18 protein-coding genes are annotated in these 22730 nt (G+C 71.9%); 13 read left to right on the forward strand and 5 right to left on the reverse strand.

Annotated features, from left to right (window positions below; all coding sequences use genetic code 11):
* Window positions 1–51: 51 nt before the first annotated feature.
* The 5 genes from OG379_RS13560 to OG379_RS13580 all read right to left on the reverse strand — a co-directional run bounded on the left by OG379_RS13560 (window position 52) and on the right by OG379_RS13580 (window position 4613).
* Entirely contained in the window at window positions 52–987 is a 936-nt protein-coding gene (locus tag OG379_RS13560; protein ID WP_405662425.1) for a LysR substrate-binding domain-containing protein, read from the reverse strand.
* A 76-nt stretch (window positions 988–1063) separates the two neighbouring features.
* The gene (locus OG379_RS13565; RefSeq protein ID WP_015577166.1) at window positions 1064–1276 is read right to left on the reverse strand and encodes a hypothetical protein; all 213 of its coding nucleotides are present in this window, start codon (window positions 1274–1276) and stop codon (window positions 1064–1066) included.
* 38 nt (window positions 1277–1314) lie between these two features.
* On the reverse strand, window positions 1315–3462 hold the full coding sequence (gene malQ, locus OG379_RS13570) for a 4-alpha-glucanotransferase (protein ID WP_405662427.1): 2148 nt from the start codon (window positions 3460–3462) through the stop codon (window positions 1315–1317).
* Complete coding sequence (locus OG379_RS13575; protein WP_405662430.1) at window positions 3463–3795, reverse strand: hypothetical protein; 333 nt, start codon at window positions 3793–3795, stop codon at window positions 3463–3465.
* A 281-nt stretch (window positions 3796–4076) separates the two neighbouring features.
* Complete coding sequence (locus OG379_RS13580) at window positions 4077–4613, reverse strand: HNH endonuclease (protein ID WP_104785722.1); 537 nt, start codon at window positions 4611–4613, stop codon at window positions 4077–4079.
* Between the two features lie 317 nt (window positions 4614–4930).
* On the opposite strand from OG379_RS13580, the gene OG379_RS13585 reads away from it, so the two are divergent.
* The 13 genes from OG379_RS13585 (at window position 4931) to OG379_RS13645 (ending at window position 22680) form a co-directional block, all read left to right on the forward strand.
* Window positions 4931–5995 carry a mechanosensitive ion channel family protein gene (locus OG379_RS13585; protein WP_104791669.1) on the forward strand — a complete coding sequence of 355 codons (1065 nt, stop codon included), beginning with the start codon at window positions 4931–4933 and terminating at the stop codon, window positions 5993–5995.
* Between the two features lie 147 nt (window positions 5996–6142).
* Window positions 6143–7303 (forward strand): ROK family transcriptional regulator, encoded by a 1161-nt coding sequence (locus OG379_RS13590; protein WP_405662432.1) that lies wholly within the window; start codon window positions 6143–6145, stop codon window positions 7301–7303.
* 144 nt (window positions 7304–7447) lie between these two features.
* Window positions 7448–8788, forward strand: a complete 1341-nt coding sequence (locus tag OG379_RS13595; RefSeq protein ID WP_405662435.1) for an ABC transporter substrate-binding protein — start codon at window positions 7448–7450, stop codon at window positions 8786–8788.
* A gap of 11 nt (window positions 8789–8799) precedes the next feature.
* Window positions 8800–9798, forward strand: a complete 999-nt coding sequence (locus OG379_RS13600) for a carbohydrate ABC transporter permease (protein WP_405662437.1) — start codon at window positions 8800–8802, stop codon at window positions 9796–9798.
* Window position 9799: 1 nt separating this feature from the next.
* Complete coding sequence (locus OG379_RS13605) at window positions 9800–10702, forward strand: carbohydrate ABC transporter permease (protein WP_405662440.1); 903 nt, start codon at window positions 9800–9802, stop codon at window positions 10700–10702.
* A gap of 5 nt (window positions 10703–10707) precedes the next feature.
* Window positions 10708–11973: a 6-phospho-beta-glucosidase gene (locus OG379_RS13610; protein ID WP_393759320.1), complete on the forward strand. Its 1266-nt coding sequence runs from the start codon at window positions 10708–10710 to the stop codon at window positions 11971–11973.
* Window positions 11964–12932, forward strand: a complete 969-nt coding sequence (locus tag OG379_RS13615; RefSeq protein WP_405662443.1) for an N-acetylglucosamine kinase — start codon at window positions 11964–11966, stop codon at window positions 12930–12932. The genes OG379_RS13610 and OG379_RS13615 overlap by 10 nt, the downstream gene beginning before the upstream one ends.
* 294 nt (window positions 12933–13226) lie before the next feature.
* Window positions 13227–14618 carry a hypothetical protein gene (locus tag OG379_RS13620; RefSeq protein ID WP_405662446.1) on the forward strand — a complete coding sequence of 464 codons (1392 nt, stop codon included), beginning with the start codon at window positions 13227–13229 and terminating at the stop codon, window positions 14616–14618.
* A gap of 11 nt (window positions 14619–14629) precedes the next feature.
* Complete coding sequence (locus OG379_RS13625; RefSeq protein ID WP_405662448.1) at window positions 14630–15673, forward strand: glutamate ABC transporter substrate-binding protein; 1044 nt, start codon at window positions 14630–14632, stop codon at window positions 15671–15673.
* A 47-nt stretch (window positions 15674–15720) separates the two neighbouring features.
* Entirely contained in the window at window positions 15721–17058 is a 1338-nt protein-coding gene (locus tag OG379_RS13630) for a hypothetical protein (protein WP_405662449.1), read from the forward strand.
* Window positions 17055–19796: a tetratricopeptide repeat protein gene (locus OG379_RS13635; RefSeq protein ID WP_405662451.1), complete on the forward strand. Its 2742-nt coding sequence runs from the start codon at window positions 17055–17057 to the stop codon at window positions 19794–19796. Before OG379_RS13630 ends, OG379_RS13635 begins: the two co-directional genes overlap by 4 nt.
* Window positions 19797–19798: 2 nt before the next feature.
* Window positions 19799–21169: a PP2C family serine/threonine-protein phosphatase gene (locus tag OG379_RS13640; protein WP_405662453.1), complete on the forward strand. Its 1371-nt coding sequence runs from the start codon at window positions 19799–19801 to the stop codon at window positions 21167–21169.
* Between the two features lie 149 nt (window positions 21170–21318).
* Window positions 21319–22680, forward strand: a complete 1362-nt coding sequence (locus OG379_RS13645; protein ID WP_405662455.1) for a vWA domain-containing protein — start codon at window positions 21319–21321, stop codon at window positions 22678–22680.
* The last annotated feature ends 50 nt before the right edge of the window (window positions 22681–22730 follow it).

The raw sequence follows: 22730 nt of genomic DNA on the forward strand, positions 1-22730 counted from the left end.
TGTGCTGCCGCGACACCGATCAGGTCCATCGAAAGTTTTCGCACGGTTCTTTCAGTTCTTCTGAACGTTCTGCTGGACGATCCGCTCCGCCGCCCGCTGGAGCGCCCCCAGCACCCGCGCGACCGCCGGCCCGCGCTCCGCCCCCTGCCGCACCGCCGCGACGACATGGCGGTAGGGCCGGTCCTCCCCCAGGACCCGCATCACCACGCCGTCGCGCGGCCGGTCGGAGGCCGACACCATCCGGGGGACCAGAGCGACGCCCATGCCGGCTCGGACCATGGCCAGGATCGCCGTCCAGCCGGCCGCGCTGTGGGCCTGCTCGGGGACGAATCCCGCGGCCTCGCACGCGGCGGTGGTGATCTCCGACCACGGGCCGGACCCGCCGAAGATCCAGGCCTCCCGGGAGAGGTCGGCCAGCCGCAGGGCGGGCACCCCGGCAAGGCGGTGACCGGCGGGCAGCGCCACGTCCAGCGGGTCGGCGAGGAGCGGCAGCAGGGCGAAGCGGGGGTCCCGGGCCGTGGGGGCGTGTGCCGCCAGGGACAGCGCCAGGTCCACCTCGCCGGCCGACAGCAGCTCGTACGCCTGGGCCGCCTCCGCCTCCCGTACGCGCACCTGGGGGCCGGGCCGGTCCCCGGCCTCCAGCAGCCGCACGGCCGGTACGACGAGGGCGGGAACGGCGGTCGAGAAGGCACCGACCCGCACCTGGCCCGCCTCTCCCCGCAGGTAGCCGGTCAGCTCGGCGTCTGCCCGCTCCAACTGGGCGAAGACGGCCTCGGCATGGCGCAGCACGAGATGGGCGGCGTCGGTGAGCCGGACGCGGCGGCCCTGTGCCTCCAGCAGCGGTACGCCGAGCTGCCTGGAGAGGTTGGTGAGCTGCTGCGAGACGGCCGACGGGGTCATGAGAAGCGCTTCGGCCGTGGCGGTGACCGTGCCCCGGTCACGCAGGGTGCGCAGGATGCGGAGCTTCTTGACGTCCCACTCGGTCATGGCCGAAACCTACCCGTCGCCCGGACATGCCGATGCGCCGCGCGGTACGTCGTACCGGGCGGCGCACTCGGAAGAGCTAGGCCTGCTTCTTGGACTTGTCGAGGACCATGACGAGTCCCGCGATCACCAGGAACAGGACGATCGGGAGTGCGACGTAGAGGCCGAGGGTCTCCAGCACGTTCAGCCCCGGGCCCGGGTCGTCACCGTCGTCGCGGGTCAGCGCGAGCGCCGGGGACGACATGAGCAGCATCATCAGCGTCGTACCGGCCGCGACGGCGCCGGCGCGCATAGCGTTCTTCTTGTCCACGGTGCAAACGTAGCGAACGCCTACGAGGGGCGCGCGCCCGGGGGTGCCGTACGGGACTCGTGGCCATCCGTCAGGACGGCCATGAGCCGGTGCAGCCGGGGCGAGGCGGTGATCTCCTCCAGCGTGACGGGGTGGCCCTCCGCGTCGGCGATGGGCAGGCGCCAGTTGGGGTACTGGTCCCAGGTCCCGGGGAGGTTCTGCGGCCGGCGGTCGCCCACGGTGTCCGGGAGCCAGACCCCGGCCATCCGGGCGGGGGTGCGCCGCAGGAAGCGGTGTACGGCGCGGACGGCCGCCTCCTCGTCGCCGTCGCCCTCGGGCAGCAGCCGGAGCCGGGCCAGGTAGGCCAGCCACTCGGCGGTGTCGGCGGCGTCCTCGGCCAGCTCCTGCTCCAGGCTCCGGGTGAGCAGCCCCAGCCGGTGCCGGAGCGTCACATGATCACCGGTCAGGCGGGCGGCGGTGGACGGCAGATCGTGGGTGGTCGCCGTGGCCACGCAGTCCTCGCGCCACTTCTCGGGGGCCAGCGGGCGCCCCGTGCCGTCCCAGTCGCGCTCGAACCAGAGCACGGAGGTGCCGAGCACCCCGCGCCGGGCGAGCGCCTCGCGTACGCCGGGCTCGACGGTGCCGAGGTCCTCCCCTATGACGACGGCACCGGCCCGGTGCGCCTCCAGGACCAGGACGGCGAGCATCGCCTCGGCGTCCTGGCTGACGTAGGCGCCCTCGGTGGGCGGGCGCCCCTCGGGCACCCACCAGAGCCGGAAGAGGCCCATGACGTGGTCGATGCGCAGCGCCCCGGCGTGGGCGAGGAGGCCGCGCAGGAGGTCGCGGTAGGGGGCGTAGCCGGACGCCGCGAGGGCGTCGGGGCGCCAGGGGGGAAGCCCCCAGTCCTGGCCGTGGGCGTTGAAGGCGTCGGGGGGCGCGCCGACGGACATGCCGTGCGCGTAGGCGTCCTGCTGGGCCCAGGTGTCGGCGCCGTCGGGGTGGACGCCGACCGCGAGGTCGTGGACGATCCCGACGGTCATCCCGGACTCCCGTGCGGCGCTCTGGGCCGTGGCGAGCTGGGTGTCGGTGAGCCAGGCGAGCCGGCAGTGGAAGTCGACCCGGTCCAGCAGTTCGGTGCGGGCGCGGGCGCTCTGCGGGGAGCGGGGGTCCCGCAGCCCTTCGGGCCAGGCACGCCACAGGGGGCCGTGCACCTCTGCCAGGGCGCACCACAGGGCGTGGTCCTCCAGGGCCTGTCCCTGCCCGGCGAGGAAGTCGCAGTAGGCGGCGCGGCGGCCAGGGGTCAGGGGGACCTCGTGGACGATCTCCAGGGCCTGCTTCTTGAGCGCCCAGACGGCGTCCCGGTCGATCAGCGCGCCCTTGTTCAGCACGGCCTCGCGCAGGGCCGCGGCCTCCTGGCGCAGGTCGTCCAGGGCCGCCCTGCCGGGCTCGGCGACGTGGCCGTACTCCGGGATCGACTCGATGTGCAGATGCACGGGGTCGGGGAAGCGGCGGGAGGAGGGGCGGTACGGGGACGGGTCGGTCGGGCTGCCCGGTACGGCTGCGTGCAGCGGGTTGACCTGGACGAAGTCACTGCCCAGGGTCCGCCCCGCCCAGGCGGCGAGGTCGGCCAGGTCCGAGAGGTCACCCATGCCCCAGGAATGGGCGGACAGCATCGAGTAGAGCTGGACGAGGAATCCGTGCGTGCCGGCGGGCGGCTGGGGTACGCGGTCCGGAGCGACGACGAGCGTGGCGGTGGCGTAGCGGCGGTCCGCGGTACGGACGGTCAGCCGGTGGACGCCCAGGGGCGGTTCGGTCCACCAGGTGGGCGTCGTCGGTGTGTTCGCGTCGGGGGCGGGGGCGGGGAGCACCCGCATGCGCAGGGGCGACCGTGTGTCGGTGGCGCCCGGCTCGGGGGCGACCGTCAGGAGCGCGCCGGGCGGCAGCGCGGTGAGCGCGGCCGGCAGCGGCTCTCCCGACCAGGCCACCACCGTCGGCGGGAGCAGTCGGGAGGCCGCTGCCGATTCGGCTGCGGTGAGTGATCTCCGTACCTCCGCGGGAGTGTCGGCGTCGACGCCCAGGGCGGCGAGCACGGCCGTGACCGTGTCGTCGGGGACGGACACCGTGACATCCGCGGACGGGGAGAAGGAGGTGGCGACGCCGTGCAGTGCGGCGAGCCGGGACAAGCCCATTCAGACTCCTGGGGACTCCATGCCCCCTGCGGTGCCGGGTGCTGTCGGCTCGCTGGTCAGAGGGGCGACGGCGGCGAGCGGTGGCTCGCTCGTGAGGGGTGTGGCGTCGGCGAGCGGAGGCTCGCTGGTGAGCGGGGGTTCGCTGAGGAGCGGGGCGCTGTCGGCGGACGCGGGTTCACCGATCAGGTGGGAGACATCGGCGAGCGGCAGCTCACTGATCATCGGAGGGGCGGTGAAGGTCGGGGACTTCTTGCCCGCCGGCGGATCGGAACCCATGGGGCTAGGCACCTGTTTGGAGAGGGCGGGGAGCAGAAGCTGCGCAGAAGCAGGCATGTTGGCCTCCTGGCCGTGGACAACAGGACACAGCAGACCTACCCAGCGGGCGCGGGAGCAGACGTGGACGTGACATACGCGTTATGACAACGATTCCAACGTGCCGTAGGTCACACTTCGTTCCCCGGCGCGTCAGGTATGGGCCGTTTTCAGCCACTCGGCCGCGCCTTCCCTCGCGGCAAGGGCGTCCCACACCGTTGCCCGGCCGCGCCCGCCGGGCCGTCACCGCGCTCACCCGGCCGGGTGACGCGGCGCCTCCGATACGTCGATGGCCCGGTTCCTCAGGCGGAAACGCCGTCGATCCGGGCCATCACGTCGTCCGCGCCGAACGGCTGCAGATAGGGCAGCCAGCGCGGGTCCCGGTGCCCGGTCCCGATGATCCGCCAGGCGAGACCGCTGGGCGGCGCCGGCTGGTGGCGCAGCCGCCAGCCGAGCTCCGGCAGATGGCGGTCCGCCTTGACGTGGTTGCAGCGGCGGCAGGCCGCCACCACGTTGTCCCAGGCGTGCTGCCCGCCGCGGCTGCGCGGGATGACGTGGTCGACGCTGGTCGCGGCGGCCCCGCAGTACATGCAGCGGCCACCGTCCCTCGCGAAGAGCGCCCGGCGTGTGAGCGGGACGGGCCCCCGGTACGGGACCCGCACGAACCGCTTGAGGCGGACCACGCTGGGCGCCGGCACGGCACGGGTGGCACTGTGCATGAAGGCGCCGGACTCCTCGAGGCAGATGGCCTTGTTCTCGAGGACGAGGACGAGCGCGCGGCGGAGAGGTACGACGCCGAGCGGCTCGTACGAAGCGTTGAGAACCAGGACGTGCGGCACGGTGGATGCCTCCTTGTACGCCGGCGACGCGTGGCTCGCGCCGGGACGATCCGATCTCAGTCTCTCCTCATGCCTGGTCCGAGCGCCACCACGTGCGGGTAACGGGCCGGAGGGATTTTTCTCACCGTTCGGCCGTACGCACGCCCCGGGCACATCGGAACAGGTGTTTGAACGGGGCCGCGGGCCCCCTGTGGAATCGGCCACACCCCTCGTGACCCCGGGTGAGACGTGTCTCTCCCCCCTCGACGGCAACGAACCGGCCCCCCGCCTTCGTTAGTGTGGTTGGTCTGCTGTCGCCCCATATGGAGGTCCCCGTCGTGTCCCTGTCCGCCCTCCTGGCCGCGGCTCCGTCCCCCGGGGCCGCGGGCTCGCTGGACGAAGCCGCCGAGCGGGCCGGGAACGCCGCAGGCTGGGTCGAGGAGAACTGGTCCACCTGGCTGAACACCGGCCTCCGGATCATCCTCATCGCCGCCATCGCGATCGTGCTGCGCTACCTGATCCGGCGCGCCCTGACCAACCTCATCGACCGGATGAACCGCAGCGCCCAGGCGGTGGAGGGCACGGCCCTCGGCGGCCTGCTGGTCAACGCGGAACGCCGCCGCCAGCGCTCCGAGGCCATCGGCTCCGTACTCCGCTCGGTGACGTCGTTCCTGATCCTCGGCACCGCGGCCCTGATGATCCTGGGTGCCTTCCAGATCAATCTGGCCCCCTTGCTGGCCTCCGCGGGAGTCGCCGGTGTGGCACTGGGCTTCGGCGCGCGCAACCTCGTCACCGACTTCCTCTCCGGCGTCTTCATGATCCTGGAGGACCAGTACGGCGTCGGGGACCAGATCGACGCGGGTGTGGCCTCCGGCGAGGTGATCGAGGTCGGTCTGCGGGTCACCAAGCTGCGGGGCGACAACGGCGAGATCTGGTACGTGCGCAACGGCGAGGTGAAGCGGATCGGCAACCTCAGCCAGGGCTGGTCCACGGCCGGTATCGACGTCACGGTCCGCCCGACGGAGGACCTGGAGTCGGTCCGCAAGGCGATCGCCGGCGCCGGCGAGACCATGACCAAGGAAGAGCCCTGGTCGGAGCGGCTGTGGGGCCCGGTGGAGGTCCTCGGCCTGGACGCGGTGCTGCTCGACTCGATGACCCTGCGGGTCACGGCGAAGACCATGCCCGGCAAGTCGCTGGGCGTCGAGCGCGAGCTGCGCTGGCGCATCAAGCAGGCCCTGGACGCCGCCGGGATCATGATGATCGGCACCATCCCGCTCCAGACGGACGGGGAGGCAGCCGCCGACCCGACCGCGGCCGTGGCGGCCCCCTCGGCGTACGCGTCGGCGACGTCCCCGCAGTCCCTGGCGGCGACCCCGATACCGCCCGCCAACCTCACGAAGTAACCGGCTACGGACGTCCGGTGCGCGCAGCGCCCCCGCAGGTAACGCTTTGGTTGCCTCGGGGGCGCTTCCCATTGACGCCCCGGTGACGCCGCCATACCTTCCTCTCACCGATAGGAAAGTTTCCTAACAGAGGCAGGCGCGTCGCTCATGGCCGGAACCACCCCAGGCACCCCCAGCGTTCTGCGTGCCATGAACGACCGGGCGGCGCTCGATCTCCTCGTCACCCAGGGGCCCCTCACCCGCACGCGCATCGGCGAGCTGACCGGGCTCTCCAAGCCCACCGCCTCCCAGCTGCTGGCGCGTCTGGAGGAGGCGGGCCTCGTCCGCTCGACGGGCAGCCAGAGCGGGCGCCCCGGACCGAACGCCGTGCTCTACGAGATCGACCCGGCCTCGGCCCACGTGGCGGCGCTCTCCGTCGGGCCCACCGGGATCGACGCCGTGATCGCCGACATCACCGGCGCGGTGGTCGGCTCCTGCCGTGTGGAGGCCGAGGCGGTCGCGGAGGACGTACGGCACCGCACCGCCCAGCTCGTCGCCGAGGCCGTGGACGGGGCCCTGCGGCCGACCGGTCTCGGCCACGACGACCTCGCCGCCGTGGTGGTGGGCACTCCGGGCGCGATCGACCCGCACACCGGGCAGCTGCGCTACGCGCCCCATCTGCCCGGCTGGCACTCCCGCACCCTGCTCGCCGACCTCGCCGAGGTGGTCGGCAGGCCGGTCGTCATCGAGAACGACGTGAATCTCGCCGCCGTCGCCGAGCAGTACGAGGGTGCCGCGCAGGACCACGACCACTTCGTGCTCGCCTGGGTCGACGAGGGCGTGGGCGCCGCGATCGTGCTGGGCGGCACCCTCCTGCGCGGCGCCACCGGCGGCGCGGGGGAGATCGGCTACATGCCGCTGCCCGGCGCCCCGCTCGCCCGGGGCGGCGCCGCCGACTGGGCGGGTCCCGACGCGGGGGGCGGCTTCCAGAGCCAGGTCTCCTCCCCCGCCGTACGCGATCTGGCCGGAGGCAGGCCGCTGGCCGAAGCCCTCGCCGACGAGGCCGTGTCCGCCGAGGTCGCCCGCAGACTCGCCACCGGCCTCGCCTCCGTGGTCGCCGTGGTCGACCCGGAGCTGGTCGTGCTCTCCGGCTCCGTGGCCCAGGCCGGCGGGGACGACCTGCGCAGGCGGGTCGAGGCCGAGATGACCGGACTGGCACTGCCCAGGCCGCTGCTCCGCATCAGCGACATCGAGGGCGACCCGATACTGACCGGCGCACTGCGCACCGCCCTCGCCCAGGCGCGCGACAGCACCTTCGACACCGCCTGACCCCTTCCGACGACCCGCCGTACCGCCCGTGCCCGGTGGTCCGTACGGCACCCCCTTGCCCGGTGAGCTCCTGCGCGCCGCGGTTCCGAGCCGTACCTCCACGCTTCACCGCCCGTCCCCTCTCCCCCGCGAAGGAAGTCCGCCATGGCGCTACGGCGCATTCGTACCCGCGTGCCCCTGGCGCTCGGCGCAGCGGCCCTGCTGCTGTCCGGCTGCGCGAATCCGAGCACCGGCAGCAACACCGACGACCCCACGAAACCGGTCACGCTGAAGTTCTGGCACGGCTGGTCGGCGCCCGGCGAGGTCAAGGCGATCAACGAGAACATCGCCCGGTTCGAGAAGCTCCACCCCAACATCGACGTCGTCTCCACCGGCAACGTCAGCGACGAGACGATCAACCAGGCGCTGCGGGCCGGCGGCGGCGACGCACCCGACGTCGTCACCTCGTTCACCACCAACAACGTCGGCCAGTACTGCTCCTCCGGCATGTGGGCGGATCTCGACCCCTTCCTGAAGAAGAGCGGGATCGACAAGGCGAAGGTCTTCCCGAAGACCCTGCTGGACTACACGCGGTACGAGGGCGTCCAGTGCGCGACGCCCCTGCTCGCCGACGCGTTCGGCATGTACTACAACAAGGACGCCTTCGAGGAGGCGGGCATCAGCCGGCCTCCTCGCACCATGTCCGAGATGAAGGCCGACGCGGTCAAGCTGACGCGGAAGAAGAAGGACGGCTCGCTCGAGCGCGCCGGCTTCATGCCGAACTTCCAGCTCTACCAGAACTCCCCCGACCGGATGTTCGCGCAGTGGGGCCCCGAGTACTTCGACGGCGAGGGCAAGGCGAAGCTCGCCGACGAGCCCAGGACCGAGCAGTTCTTCACCACCATGCGCGGGATCTCCGACGCGCAGGGCGGCTACAAGGCCATGGAGCGGCTGCGCGCGACCTTCGGTGACGAGATGTCGTCCCAGAACGGCTTCCTGACCGGAAAGCTCGCCATGCACCTGGACGGCGAGTGGCGCGGCCTGATGCTCGACGAGGCCAAGGCGAAGTTCGACTGGGGGGTCGCCCCTCTGCCGGTCCCCGACGACCAGGCCGACACCTACGGGCGCGGCTATCTGACGGGCACCGTCGCCGGCATCGCGCACAGCAGCCGGCACCAGAACGCGGCGTGGGAGCTGGTGAAGTACCTGACGACCGACACCGGGGCGGTCGTCCACTTCGCCAACGCGATCCACAACGTGCCGTCCACCTTCGACGCGCTCGAGTCGCCCGACCTGGACGCCGACCCGGCCTTCCGCGCCTTCATCAAGATCGCGCAGAACCCGCACAGCCAGGCCGTCCCGCCCTCGAACAACGGCGGTCAGTACATCACCTCGTTCCGCGACTTCTCGCAGTCCGTCGAAGCGGGCCGGACCAAGGACCTGCACCGGGCCTTGAAGGAACTCGACGAGCAGATCGACGCCGACAACCTCCAGTCGGAAAACTGAGGAGCCGAGTCATGGCACTTTCCCTCTCCACCCCGGCGAAGTCCGCCGGACAGGGGACCGAACCGGCCCCCCGCAACTCCCCACTGCGGCGCAAGCGGAACCGCGAGCGGCTGCGCACCCTGGGGTTCCTCTCGCCCTGGCTGGTCGGCTTCTCGGTCTTCTTCGGCTACCCGCTGATCGCCACCGTCTACTTCTCGTTCATGCACTACAACCAGATCAAGGCGCCGACCTTCGTCGGGCTGAAGAACTGGAAGTACGTGCTGGAGCAGATGCCGCTGTTCGGCCCGGCCCTGTGGAACACGCTGTGGCTGGTCGTGGTGATGGTCGCGCTGCGCGTGGTGTTCGGTCTCGGTATCGGCCTGCTGATCACGAAGATCAAGACGGGGGTCGGGCTGTTCCGCACGGCCTTCTACATCCCGTACCTGGCACCGCCGGTCGCGGCCACGGTCGCCTTCGTCTTCCTGCTCAACCCGTCCACCGGACCGGTCAACGAGGTCCTCTCGTGGATCGGCCTGCACGGCCCGAGCTGGTTCAACGACCCGAACTGGTCGAAGCCCTCGCTGGTGCTGCTCTCCCTGTGGGGCATCGGCGACCTGATGGTCATCTTCATGGCCTCGCTGCTGGACGTGCCGAAGGAGCAGTACGAGGCCGCGGACCTGGACGGCGCGGGATCCTGGGCGAAGTTCCGCTACGTCACCTGGCCCGCCATCACGCCGATCGTGCTGTTCGCCGTCGTCACGGGCGTCGTGCAGACGATGCAGTACTACACGCAGGCCCTCGTCGCGGGGAAGCTCGCCTCCGGCGTCTCCATCGGCCCCGGCACCGTGATCCAGCCCGGCTACCCGGACCACTCCACCCTGACGGTGCCGCAGCTCGTCTACTCGATGGGCTTCCAGAACTTCAACACCGGGGCCGCGTGCGTCCTCTCGCTCGTGCTCTTCGCCATCGCCATGACCGTCACCCTTCTGCTGATGCGCAAGAGCGTCGGCCTCATCCCGGCGGAGGACTGAGATGACCACCACCACCCTGACCAGGCCGGACACCGCCGTGGCGCGCCGCCCGAGCGGCCCCGACGCCGCCAGGCACCGCCGTAAGCGCATCCTGAACTGGATCGCGGTCCACTCCGTGGCCGTCGCGCTCGCCCTGTTCTTCGTCCTGCCGTTCGTCTTCGTCCTCCTCACCTCGGTGATGAGCGACGACCAGGCGATGAGCGGCGATCTGTGGCCCGACTCCTGGAACTGGTCGAACTACTCGACGGTCTTCCACACCCCGGGATTCCTCAGCTGGTGGCGCAACTCGCTGATGTACGCGCTCCTGGGCACGGTGTTCACGGTGTGCTCGTCGGTGCCGGTCGCCTACGCGCTGGCCAAGTTCCGCTTCCGCGGCCGGCGTACGGCGATGATCCTCGTCATCTCCACGATGATGCTTCCGCCGCAGGTCATCATCATCCCGATGTACCTGGTGTGGGCCCAGCAGTTCCACCTGTCGGGCTCGCTGTGGCCGCTGATCATCCCCATGGCGTTCGGCGACGCCTACTCGATCTTCCTGCTGCGGCAGTTCCTGCTCACCATTCCGCAGGAGTACATCGAGTCGGCGAAGGTCGACGGATGCGGTGAGTTCCGCACGCTCCTCAAGATCGTCGTGCCGATGGCCAAGCCCGGCATCGCGGCCATCGCGCTCTTCCAGTTCTTCTACTGCTGGAACGACTACTTCGGACCGCAGATCTACGCCGCGCAGAACCCGGGCGCCTGGACCCTGAGCTACGGCCTGGAGTCCTTCAAGAGCGCCCACGCGGTCAACTGGAACCTGACGATGGCCGCGACCCTGCTCGTCATGGCGCCGGTCATCATCGTGTTCTTCTTCGCACAGAAGGCCTTCGTCGAAGGCGTCACCCTCACCGGAGTAAAGGGCTGAGAAGCATGAAGCTCGCAGTAGTTGGCGGCGGGTCCACCTACACCCCCGAACTGATAGACGGTTTCGCGCGGCTGCGGGACACCCTGCCGGTCGAGGAGCTCGTGCTCGTCGACCCGGCGGCCGACCGGCTGGAGCTGGTCGGCGGCCTGGCGCGGCGGATCTTCGCCAAGCAGGGCCACCCGGGGCGGATCGTCACCACATCCGACCTGGACGCCGGGGTCGCCGGCGCCGACGCGGTGCTGCTCCAGCTCCGCGTCGGCGGGCAGGCCGCCCGCAACCAGGACGAGACGTGGCCGCTCGAATGCGGCTGCGTCGGCCAGGAGACCACCGGGGCGGGGGGTCTCGCCAAGGCGCTGCGCACCGTCCCGGTCGTCCTCGACATCGCCGAGCGGGTACGCCGCGCCAACCCCGACGCCTGGATCATCGACTTCACCAACCCGGTGGGGATCGTCACCCGGGCGCTGCTCCAGGCCGGGCACAAGGCCGTCGGTCTGTGCAACGTGGCGATCGGCTTCCAGCGGAAGTTCGCCGCGCTGCTCGACGTGACGCCGGGCGAGGTCCACCTCGACCATGTCGGGCTCAACCACCTGACGTGGGAGCTCGGGGTGCGCCTGGGCGGCCCGGACGGCGAGGACGTCCTGCCGAAGCTCCTCGCGGAACACGGTGACGCGATCGCCGGCGACCTGCGCATGCCCCGGCAGATCGTCGACCGCCTCGGCGTGGTCCCCTCGTACTACCTGCGGTACTTCTACGCGCACGACGAGGTCGTACGGGAACTCGGCACGAAGCCGTCCCGCGCGGCCGAGGTCGCAGCGATGGAGAAGGAGCTCCTGGAGATGTACGGCGACCCGGCCCTGGACGAGAAGCCCGCACTGCTGGGCAAGCGGGGCGGTGCCTTCTACTCGGAGGCGGCAGTCGACCTGGCGTCCGCGCTGCTCGGCGGGGGCGGCTCCGCGGTGCAGGTGGTCAACACGTACAACAAGGGGACGCTGCCCTTCCTGCCGGACGACGCGGTGATCGAGGTCCAGGCCCGGGTCGACGGCACGGGCGCGACACCGCTCGCGGTGCCCTCCCTGGACCCGCTGTTCGCCGGGCTGATCGGTCACGTCACCGCGTACGAGGACCTGGCCCTGGACGCCGCGCTCCGCGGCGGCCGCGACCGGGTGTTCAAGGCCCTGATGGCCCACCCCCTGATCGGGCAGTTCGAGTACGCCGAGGCGCTCACCGACAAGCTGATCGCGCACAACCGGGAGCACCTGGCGTGGGCCTGACCGCACATGTGCTCGCGATCGACGCGGGCAACAGCAAGACCGACGTGGCCGTGATCGGCGCCGACGGGACCGTCCTCGGCACCGGGCGCGGGGGTGGCTTCCAGCCGCCGGTCGTCGGGATCGGCACGGCCGTCGACGGGCTGGCGGAGGCGGTCGGGCCGGCCCTCGCGCAGGCGGGGGTCGACGGCGTCGACCATGTGTCGGCCTGCCTGGCCAACGCCGACCTCCCGGTCGAGGAACGGGAGTTGGCCGAGGCGCTGGAGGGCCGCGGCTGGGGCGGCACCGTGGAGGTGCGCAACGACACCTTCGCGATCCTGCGCGCGGGGGTCGACGAGCCCCGTGGCGTCGCCGTGGTGTGCGGTGCGGGGATCAACTGCGTCGGCATGCGGCCGGACGGAGCGACCGCCCGCTTCCCCGCGATCGGCCGGATATCCGGTGACTGGGGCGGCGGTTCGGGGCTGGCCGAGGAGGCGCTGTGGTTCGCGGCGAGGGCCGAGGACGGCCGCGGCGAGCCGACCGAGCTGGCGCGGACCCTGCCGGGGCACTTCGGGCTCGACTCGATGTACGCGCTGATCGAGGGGCTGCACCGGGGGCGCATACCGTACGCCCGCCGGCACGAGCTGACACCGGTGCTGTTCTCCACCGGTGCGGCCGGCGACCGGGTCGCGCGCGACCTCGTGGACCGGCTGGGCGACGAGGTGGTGGCGATGGCCGCCGTCTCGCTGGCCCGGCTCGGCCTGCTGGAGGAAGAGGTGCCGGTGGTGCTGGGCGGCAGCGTGCTGGCGGCCCGCCACCCCGCTCTGGACGCCCGGATCGGCGAACTCCTCGCCGTGCGCGCGCCGAAGGCGGTGGTCCGGGTCGTCTCGGCTCCGCCGGTGCTGGGCGCCGGGCTGCTGGGTCTCGACCACACGGGGGCCGCCACCGCGGCGTACGACAGGCTGCGGACGCAGTACGCCTGAGAGGGCCGGAGGCGTCGGGCGTCCCGTGGCTGTGCCGCGCGGGGCGCCCTTCGCGTACGGGAACCGATCAGCTGTCCCGGACGTGTTCATGGTAGGGAGATCAGTCTGCTCGGAGGCCCGCCCGGCGGATCGCCTTGATCGCTCGCGCTCGGCCTGATCGAATACGGGGGGCGGGGGCGGGATCCGGGCATTCCTGGTGGACTGCGGCCCCTGGGGCCATACTTCTGGCCAGGACGAGTCGTCCCCCGATCGGCCGGGGGGCCGGGCCGTCGTCATGACCGAGGGGGAGGTCAAGTGACATACCCGCCGAGCGGGGCCGCACTGCGGGAGCCCGAGCCGGATGTGCCGTCCGCGCCCGTGACCGTACCCGCGCAGCGCCGTGGTGCCCCGTCCGTGGCCGTCGACCGGCTGCGCGCCGCTGCGACGACCGAGCCGGGCAGGCTGCAGATCTTCGGCGCCGTACTGGCCCTGCTGGTCGTGGTGTTCGGCGCGGTCACCGTCACGGAGATCTCCGGACGGTCCTCGTCCGCCGACGACGTGGTGAACCGCAGTCAGCCGCTGAGCGCGGCCGCGGCGAGCATCTACCGTTCGCTGGCCGACGCGGACACGATGGCCGCAAGCGGCTTCCTGGCGGGGGCTCAGGAGCCCAAGGACGTGCTCGCGCAGTACGACGCGGACATCAAGGAGGCCTCCCGGCTGCTGGTGAAGGCCGCGGCGAACACCGACGCCTCGACGTCGTCGCACCGGGAGATCACCACGCTGGGCGAGCTGCTTCCCGAGTACACGGGGCTGATCGAGCGCGCCCGGGCCAACAACCGGCAGGGGCTGCCGCTCGGCGGCGCCTATCTCCGGTACGCCAACCAGAAGATGACGAACGAGATCCTCCCGGCGGCCGAGCGGCTGTACGCGGCGGAGACCGGCCGGCTCTCCACCGACTCGGCCGACGCGCGGCGTTGGCCCTTCCTCTCGCTGGCCACCGGGATCGTGGCGCTGGCCGCGCTGGTGTGGATGCAGCGGCGCAACTACCGCAGGACGAACCGCGTCTTCAACCACGGGCTGCTCGCGGCGACGGCAGCGGCCACGGTGGTGCTGCTGTGGCTGGCCGTGGGGCACACGGTGGCCAGGGCGGAACTGCATAGCGCGATGGTGAACGGGCAGCAGTCACTCGACGTCCTCAACAAGGCCAGGATCAATTCGCTGAAGGCACGGGCCAACGAGAACCTCACGCTGGTCGCCCGGGGCGCGGTCCTGACCCCGGACGGCAAGCAGGACAAGTACGAGACCGACTACAGCACGGGTATGAAGGCACTCGGCACACAGCTCGAGAGCGCGGAGAAGCTCGCCGGCGACGACTCCGGGGGGAGTGAGCCGGTGGAGGCCGCCATCAACAGTGTGTCCGAGTGGCAGGACCGCCACAAGAAGGCCAGGGCGACGGACGACCAGGGCGATTACGACAGCGCGCTGCTGCAGATCATCGACCCGAAGAACTCCACGGGTGAGTCCTTCGAGAAGGTCGACGACGCGCTGGAGACGGCCCTCGCGCATGAACAGGACCAGTTCGACGCAGCGGCCGAGGACGGCCGCGGAGCGCTGGGCGGGCTGCCGGCCGGGGCCGCCGTCCTCGCCGTGCTGGGTGCGGTCGCCGCGATAGTCGGGGTCAACCGCAGGCTCTCGGAGTACCGGTGAGGGGACGAGCGATGACCAGGCCGAAGGGCTGGGCCGCACGCGGCAGACTGCGCGGCTGGGGCGGTGTGACGGGCATGGCGGTGGCCTGTGCCGTCACGGCCTCGCTCACCCTGCTGCCGCTGGCGCACGGCGAGGGGACGCTGGGCGGGCTGCACACGGGGCCTGGGGCCACCTCGGCGGTGCCCGCGAAGGCCGACGAGGAGTGCAAGGACCCGGAGGCGAGCCTGCCGGCGTCGAGCGCCGACGGCCCGAGCATCGAGAAGATCAGGAAGCGCGGCAAGCTGATAGCCGGTGTCGACCAGAACAGCTTCCGGTGGGGCTACCGGAACCCGGAGGCCGAGTCGGGCACGCTCGAAGGCTTCGACATCGACCTGGTGCGGGCCATCGCGGAGAACATCCTCGGCGACCGCGACGCGGTGATCTTCCGTGCCATCCCCACCAACCAGCGCATCGCCGCGCTGGAGAACGACAAGGTCGACGTCGTCGTGCGCACGATGACGATCAACTGCAAGCGCGCCGAACAGGTCGCGTTCTCCACGGCCTACTTCCAGGCGGGCCAGCAGGTCCTGGCGCCCAAGAAGTCGGCGATCACCGGCTACGACGAGTCCCTCAAGGGCAAGCGGGTCTGCACGGCGGAGGGCTCGACGGCGTACGACGCGCTGAACGAGAAGTCCTTCGGCGCGGTCTTCGAGGACGAGCACGACGACACCGAGCTGGACGAGGACCAGCTGACCGTCCCCAACCAGCTCGACTGCCTGGTGCGGCTGCAGCTCGGTGAGGTCGACGCGGTGGTCACGGACAACGCGCTGGCGGCCGGCCAGGCGGCCCAGGACCCCGCGGTGGAGCTCAAGGGCGACAAGCCGTTCACCACCGAGTACTACGGCGTGGCCGCGAAGCTCGGCGCCGACGACCTGGTGGCGCGGGTCAACCAGGTGCTGGCGGAGTACCGCCAGGGCGGTGCGGACAGCCCCTGGATGAAGTCCTACCGGACCTGGCTGGCTGAGGGGCTGCCCGGCATCGAGGGCCCCCCGGCACCCAAGTACCGCAGCAACTGAACCTGTCCGGGCCCTGGGGTCCGGCGGACGGAACGGAGAGGTGATCGATGGGCGTGGCGGGATCCTTCCCCGGTTTCGCGGGGAGGCCCCCCGGCCCGGTCATGGACCGGGACGAGGCGGACCGTGCGCTGGCCCGGCTCGGTGCGGAGCACGAGGCCATCGAGACCTCGCTCCTCGCCCTGCAGGACCACGCCGGCCGCCGGCTCCTGGAGGGTGCCGATCTGACCGGCGTCACCAAGGGACGCTGGGCCACGACCGAGCAGTCGATCACACTGCTGTGGGGGTACTTCGACGCCTACGCGGGGGCTCTCGCCAGGGCCCGGGAGATCCGGGCCGGGCGCCGCTACCCCGGCAAGGACGACCTGGCGGCCCTCACCGACATCCTGCGCGGTGACAGCGTGACCGTCGCGAACCCGGGTGCGGTCAGCCCGGGGCCCTCCGGCGGCGGGCCGGCCAGACTCTCCGAGCGGTTCACGCTGGAGGAGCTGGTCGCCCGGATGAACGACCTGTACGCCCGTTCGCTGGACATGGTCGTCGCCGCGGACTCCGTGTGGTCGGCGCTGCCCGCCCGGATAGACCTGCTCGCCGCGGAGCTGCGCCGCACGCGCTCCCTGGCGCACTCCGTAGGGGTGCGCCCCGGAGAACATCCCGCCGGGGACGACCTGGAGTCGATCACCGAGGAGCTGACCGCACTGCGGGTGCAGGTGATCTCCGATCCGCTGGCGTTCTGGATGCCGGTCCCCGGCAGTGCCGCGCCCGGCGGAGGACGTCCCGACACCACACGCTACGACCGGGCGGCCCGCGCCCTGGAGGACGTACGGCGGGAGATCGAGGCGGTGCTCGCGGTCCGGCAGGACGCCGAACAGCGCCTGGTCCAGCTGCGCGACGTCCTGTCCCGCGCGGACCGTACGCTCTCGGAGGCCCGGTCCGCGCGCGGCGAGGTGCTGGCGAAGATCGCCGCCTCCGAGGTGCCCGCGGTCAGCGGCCCGCCGACCGCTCTGCAGGAAAGGCTGGCCGCCGCCTCCGAATACCGCAGGCACGCCCAGTGGAACCGGCTGTCGCCGCTGCTGGACTCGCTGGAGCGGGAGGCCGAGGACGAACTGCTGCGCGCCCGGGACTCTCTGACGTCCGTCACGGCGCCGCTCGCGGTCCGTGCGGAGCTGCGCGGCAGGCTCGACGCCTACAAGGCGAAGGTGGCCCGGCACGGCCTCGCGGAGGACCCGTTCCTCATCGAGCGGTACGACGTGGCCCGCCGGATGCTGTGGAGCGCCCCGTGCGATCTGCGCGTCGCCGAACAGGCGGTGCTGCGCTACCAGCAGGCCGCCACCGATCTGCTGACACCGCGCCGTCGGGGCGAGTACGACGGACAGGGGGAGACATCATGAGTACGGAGTGCCAGCGCCCCACGTGCGAGGGCAGCTACGAGGACATGGGCGGCGGCGAGCTGTACTGCGACACCTGCGGCCTCGCGCCGGTCGTGTCACCGACGGGCATGGTGAGTTCACCGCCCACCGGCATCGCGGGCGGTGGCAGGGCGGCGGGCGGCCGGGGAAGCGGCAGCACCTCGCAGCGGACCGGCTCGCAGGCGTCCGCCCGGTCCTCGTCCCGCTCGTCGACCTCCCGGCGCTCGGTGTCCGGGCGGCTCTCCCGCTCCCTGTCCGGAAGCTCCACGTCCCGCTCGGTGTCGGTGCGTTCCTCGGGCGTCTCGACGGGCTCCTCCTCCGGGCGCGGCCGGCTGGGCGCGGGCCTGGTGCTCGTGCCCGACGTGCCGCGGCCCGACCCGCAGACGGCGGTGATGGCGAACCCCGAGGTCCCCGAACGGAAGCGATTCTGCTCGCGCTCCGACTGCGGGGCGCCGGTGGGCCGGGCCCGTGGCGAGCGGCCGGGCCGTACCGAAGGGTTCTGCACCAAGTGCGGTCACCCGTACTCCTTCGTGCCGAAGCTGCGCGGCGGCGACATCGTGCACGGGCAGTACGAGGTGGCGGGCTGCCTGGCGCACGGCGGGCTCGGCTGGGTCTATCTCGCGGTGGACAGGGCGGTCTCCGACCGCTGGGTGGTCCTCAAGGGACTTCTGGACACCGGGGACCAGGACGCCATGGCGGCGGCCATCTCCGAGCGGCGCTTCCTCGCGGAGATCGAGCACTCCAACATCGTCCGCATCTACAACTTCGTGGAACACCTGGACCAGCGCACCGGTTCGCTGGACGGCTACATCGTCATGGAGTACGTCGGCGGGAAGTCCCTCAAGGAGATCGCCAACGAGCGCCGCACACCGGTCGGCAAGCGGGACCCGCTGCCGGTGGAGCAGGCCTGCGCGTACGGCATCGAGGCGCTGGAGGCGCTCGGCCACCTGCACAGCCGCAACGTGCTGTACTGCGACTTCAAGGTCGACAACGCGATCCAGACCGAGGACCAGCTCAAGCTCATCGACATGGGCGCGGTGCGCAGGATGGACGACGACGAGTCGGCCATCTACGGCACCGTCGGCTACCAGGCGCCCGAGGTGGCCGAGGTCGGCCCGTCCGTCGCCTCCGACCTCTACACGGTCGCGCGGACCCTCGCGGTGCTGACCTTCGACTTCCAGGGGTACACGAACGTCTTCGTGGACTCGCTCCCCGACCCGGACAACATCGAGGTGTTCCGGAGGTACGAGTCGTTCTACCGGCTGCTCGTGCGGGCCACGGACCCGGATCCGGCCCGCCGGTTCTCCTCGGCCGCGGAGATGGCGGAGCAGCTGACGGGTGTGCTGCGGGAGGTGGTCGCCCTGCAGACGGGGCGTCCGCGCCCGGCGCTCTCGACCCTGTTCGGTACGGAGATGCGCGTCACGGACACGGCGTTGTTCGCGGAGCTGACCGGTGACGTGTCGCGGCTCGGCGCCCGGACGGGCCCGTCCGGCGGCGCGGGACGCGTCGGACGCCGGCGGCCGGCGGCGGCCGTCCCCGCGGCCACCCTCCCCGCCCCGTCGCTGACGGCCGCCCCCGCCGTCGCACCGGCGCCGCAGGGCCCACCGCCCGGAGCCGCTCCGCTGTACGCGCCCGACACCCATGTCCGGGGAAGCGCGGGAAGCGGCGCGGTGGTGTATCCGCAGCCCCGGACAACCGTCCCGGCGCCTCGCTCGCCGGTCCAGGGGCCAGGGGCGCTTCCGGCCGTGTACCCGGGTGCCGGCCCCCGGCTCGCCACGTTCGACGCGAGGGCGACCTCGCTGGCCCTTCCCGTGCCCCGGGTCGACCCGAACGACCCCAACGCCGGTTTCCTCGCCGGGGTGATGACGTCGGCGCCGGCGGAGCTGATCTCCGCCTTGCACTCCGTGCCCGCCGCCTCGCTGGAGACGCGGCTGCGGGAACTCCGCGCCCGCCTGGAGATGGGTGAACTCGACTCCGCGGTAAGGGCGCTGACGGCGGTCGAGGCCCAGCACCCGGACGACTGGCGGGTGGTCTGGTACCGCGGGATCACCTCGCTGGTGACCGGTGACCACGAGAACGCCGCGCTGTCCTTCGACGCGGTCTACGACGCCTTCCCGGGCGAGCCCGCGCCGAAGCTCGCGCTGGGTGTCTGCGCGGAGGTGCTGGGGCAGCTGGACAACGCCGCGGAGTACTACCGCCTGGTGTGGGAGACGGACCCGAGCTTCGTCAGCTCGGCGTTCGGTCTGGCCCGGGTGCAGATCGCCGCGGGTGACCGGCCCGCCGCCGTGCGCACCCTGGAATCCGTGCCCGAGTCGTCGATCCACTACACGGCGGCCCGGGTCGCCGCGGTGCGGGCCCGGCTCCGTGAACGGGCCCCGCACGAGCCGCTGATCAACGATCTGTCGGCCGCCGCGGACCAGGTGACCGCGCTGCAGGGCTACGGCCTGGACGCGGTGAGACGCGAGCAGTTGTCGACCGAGGTACTCGGCACGGCGCTCGACTGGGTACTCTCCGGTAGTCCCACGGCTCAGCCGTCGGCTCAGTCCTCTCCCGCAGCCGCGGGGCCGAGGACGGTGCTCGGCAGCGAGCTGGACGAGCGGGGCCTCAGGTTCGGCCTCGAACGCTCGTACCGGATGCTCGCCCGGCTCGCGCAGCGGGGCGACGAGAGGATCGAACTGGTGGAGCGGGCCAACCGTTTCCGCCCCCGGACCTGGGTGTGAAGATGTCACAGAGCCACCAGCAGGCCTCCTTGCCGGGGTGCCCCAGCTGCGAGGAACCGCTGGAGCCGGGCGACCTGTTCTGCGGGGCGTGCGGGTACGACCTCTCGGCCGTGCCGGCGCCGCCCGCCGACCGTCCGACGGTCGCCATCACGGTGCCCGGACAGGGCGCCGCAGCGCCCGTCGGCGCCGGCCTGGTGGAATGGCCCTCCGCCTCCGCGACGGACAGCTCCGACCTGCCGGCGCCCACGCACCGCCCGGCCGATCTCCCGGGGGTGGACTCGGGCGGCAAGCCCCTGCCCGCCGCGGAGGGGGCCGCGGTCCGCTACGACGAGCCGGACTCCCCGGAGGGGGCAGCCCAGCCCGCTCGGGCCGACGCCGCCGGCGACTTCGAACTGGCCGCCCCCGACCCCCGTACCGCGGAGCACGCCGCCGCCGGTGGGGCGGCGTCCGGCGCCAAGGTCTGTGTGGCCTGCCGCTCGGGCCATGTGGACACCGACGGCTACTGCGAGAACTGCGGCCACGCCCAGCCCCGCGAGCGCGACCACATGGAGCAGGAGCTCGGCTCGGTGGCCGCGGTCAGCGACCGTGGTCTGCGCCACCACCGCAACGAGGACGCGTTCGCGGTGTCCTCCACGGCGCTGCCGGACGGTTCACCGGCCGTCGTCGCCATCGTGTGCGACGGCGTCTCCTCGGCGAGCCGCCCCGACGAGGCGTCGGCCGCGGCGGCGAGCGCCGCCAACGAGTCGCTGCTGGAGTCGCTGCCGCGCGGCACGCACGCGCAGCAGGCGATGCACGAGGCCATCCTGGCCGCGTCCGAGGCCGTCAACGCCCTGGCCCAGGACCCCGGTCAGGCGTTGGAGCACGATCAGCACCGCCATCAGAACGCCCCGGCCTGCACCCTGGTCGGCGCGATCATGGCGGGCGGTCTGCTGGTCGTCGGCTGGGTCGGCGACAGCCGTGTCTACTGGGTGCCCGAGGACCGCTCCCACCCGCCGGCCCGGCTCACGGAGGACGACTCCTGGGCGGCGCAGATGGTGGCGACCGGCCTGATGAACGAGGCGGAGGCGTACGCCGACGAGCGCGCCCACGCGATCACGGGCTGGCTCGGCGCCGACGCGTACGAACTGGAGCCGCACACCGCGTCGTTCAAGCCCGACCGGCCCGGCCTGGTGGTGGTGTGCACCGACGGCTTGTGGAACTACGCGGAGGCGGCGGCGGAGATGGCCGCGGCCGTGCCGGCCGACGCGTTCGAACGGCCGTTGCACGGCGCCCAGGTGCTGGTCGGTCATGCCCTCGACGGCGGGGGCCACGACAACGTAACAGTGGCGCTGCTGCCGTTCGCCGTGGCGGCTCGAGGGGCAGGATCGGCCTGAGCCGCTCGCGGTCCGCCGGCTGCCGGCCGGCGTTCCGCCCTGTCCCGCGCCCTGCTCGTCCCGCGCCCCGTGCACGCGTCCTACGCCCTGAACTCTGTCCGCCCACCTGTCTTCTTCCGACATATGTGGAGCATCGAGGAGCCGATCAGATGGCCAACTTCTCCAAGTCCAGCGTGCCGCAGTTCTCCGTCGAGGTGTACCAGAACGAATACCTCCCCGAGGGCGGCCGCGAAGTCAACGCGATCGTCACCGTCACGTCCACGGGCGGGGGGACGACCGGCGGTGTGCCGCTGGCCGACGGTGTTCCGGCATCGGGTCACCTCCCGGGGCAGGCGCCGGAAGCCGCGGTGGTGCTCATGGTCGACTGTTCGGGCTCGATGGACTACCCGCCCACGAAGATGCGCAACGCCCGCGACGCGACGGCGGCGGCCATCGACACCCTGCGCGACGGCACCCGGTTCGCCGTGGTCGCGGGGACGCACGTGGCCAAGGACGTGTACCCGGGCAACGGGCAGCTGGCGACGGCCGACCCGGGGACCAAGGCCCAGGCGAAGGAGGCCCTTCGCCGGCTGAGCGCGGGCGGGGGCACCGCGATCGGGACCTGGCTGCGGCTGACCGACCGGCTGCTCGGAGCCGCAGAGGTGGACATCCGGCACGGCATCCTCCTCACCGACGGCCGCAACGAGCACGAGTCCCCGGAGGATCTGCGGGCCGCCCTGGATTCCTGTGCGGGCCGGTTCACGTGTGACGCGAGGGGTGTCGGCACCGACTGGGAGGTGAAAGAGGTCACAGCGATCGCCTCCGCCCTGCTCGGCACGGCGGACATCGTCGCCGACCCCGCGGGGCTTGCCGCGGACTTCACACAGATGATGGAGAACGCGATGGGCAAGGAGGTCGCGGACGTGGCGCTGCGGCTCTGGACGCCCGTCGGTGTGGAGATCGTTTTCGTCAAGCAGGTGGCCCCCACGGTCGCCGATCTGAGCCACCGCCGCACCGAGGCGGGACCGCGTGCGGGCGACTACCCGACCGGTTCCTGGGGCGACGAGTCCCGGGACTACCACGTGTGCGTCAGGGTTCCGGAGGCCGGGATCGGCCAGGAGATGCTGGCGGCCCGGGTCTCGCTGATCCTGCCGCCTCCGTCCGGCGGCGGCGCCCCGCAGACCCTTTCCCAGGGTCTCGTGCGGGCCGTGTGGACGGACGACATGGTCGCGTCCACCTCGATCAACCCCCAGGTGGCGCACTACACAGGACAGGCAGAACTGGCACAAGTCATCCAGCAGGGACTTGATGCGCGTAAATCGGGAGACTTCGACGGCGCGACAGCCAAACTGGGCCGTGCGGTGCAGCTCGCGTCGGGCTCCGGAAACGCGGATACTGCGAAACTGCTTTCGAAGGTGGTCGACGTCGTCGACGCGGCGACCGGTACTGTGCGACTGAAAGCGAGGGTCGCGGAAGCGGACGAGATGACACTCGAAACGCGCTCGACCAAGACAGTTCGCGTCAAGAAATAGCGACACGGACGACAGTGAACCGACCGTACGGAGAGCCGCCCGGCCGACCG

The organism is Streptomyces sp. NBC_01166 (genome assembly GCF_045039765.1).
Lineage (GTDB): Bacteria > Actinomycetota > Actinomycetes > Streptomycetales > Streptomycetaceae > Streptomyces.

Coding starts and splice junctions, on each gene's coding strand:
- OG379_RS13575 (WP_405662430.1), bottom strand. CDS start 3,795: ATGCCTGCTTCTGCGCAGCTTCTGCTCCCCGCCCTCTCCAAACAGGTG.
- OG379_RS13645 (WP_405662455.1), top strand. CDS start 21,319: ATGGCCAACTTCTCCAAGTCCAGCGTGCCGCAGTTCTCCGTCGAGGTG.
- OG379_RS13610 (WP_393759320.1), top strand. CDS start 10,708: ATGAAGCTCGCAGTAGTTGGCGGCGGGTCCACCTACACCCCCGAACTG.
- OG379_RS13630 (WP_405662449.1), top strand. CDS start 15,721: ATGGGCGTGGCGGGATCCTTCCCCGGTTTCGCGGGGAGGCCCCCCGGC.
- OG379_RS13605 (WP_405662440.1), top strand. CDS start 9,800: ATGACCACCACCACCCTGACCAGGCCGGACACCGCCGTGGCGCGCCGC.
- OG379_RS13560 (WP_405662425.1), bottom strand. CDS start 987: ATGACCGAGTGGGACGTCAAGAAGCTCCGCATCCTGCGCACCCTGCGT.
- OG379_RS13590 (WP_405662432.1), top strand. CDS start 6,143: ATGGCCGGAACCACCCCAGGCACCCCCAGCGTTCTGCGTGCCATGAAC.
- OG379_RS13565 (WP_015577166.1), bottom strand. CDS start 1,276: ATGCGCGCCGGCGCCGTCGCGGCCGGTACGACGCTGATGATGCTGCTC.
- malQ (WP_405662427.1), bottom strand. CDS start 3,462: ATGGGCTTGTCCCGGCTCGCCGCACTGCACGGCGTCGCCACCTCCTTC.
- OG379_RS13625 (WP_405662448.1), top strand. CDS start 14,630: ATGACCAGGCCGAAGGGCTGGGCCGCACGCGGCAGACTGCGCGGCTGG.
- OG379_RS13595 (WP_405662435.1), top strand. CDS start 7,448: ATGGCGCTACGGCGCATTCGTACCCGCGTGCCCCTGGCGCTCGGCGCA.
- OG379_RS13640 (WP_405662453.1), top strand. CDS start 19,799: ATGTCACAGAGCCACCAGCAGGCCTCCTTGCCGGGGTGCCCCAGCTGC.
- OG379_RS13635 (WP_405662451.1), top strand. CDS start 17,055: ATGAGTACGGAGTGCCAGCGCCCCACGTGCGAGGGCAGCTACGAGGAC.
- OG379_RS13600 (WP_405662437.1), top strand. CDS start 8,800: ATGGCACTTTCCCTCTCCACCCCGGCGAAGTCCGCCGGACAGGGGACC.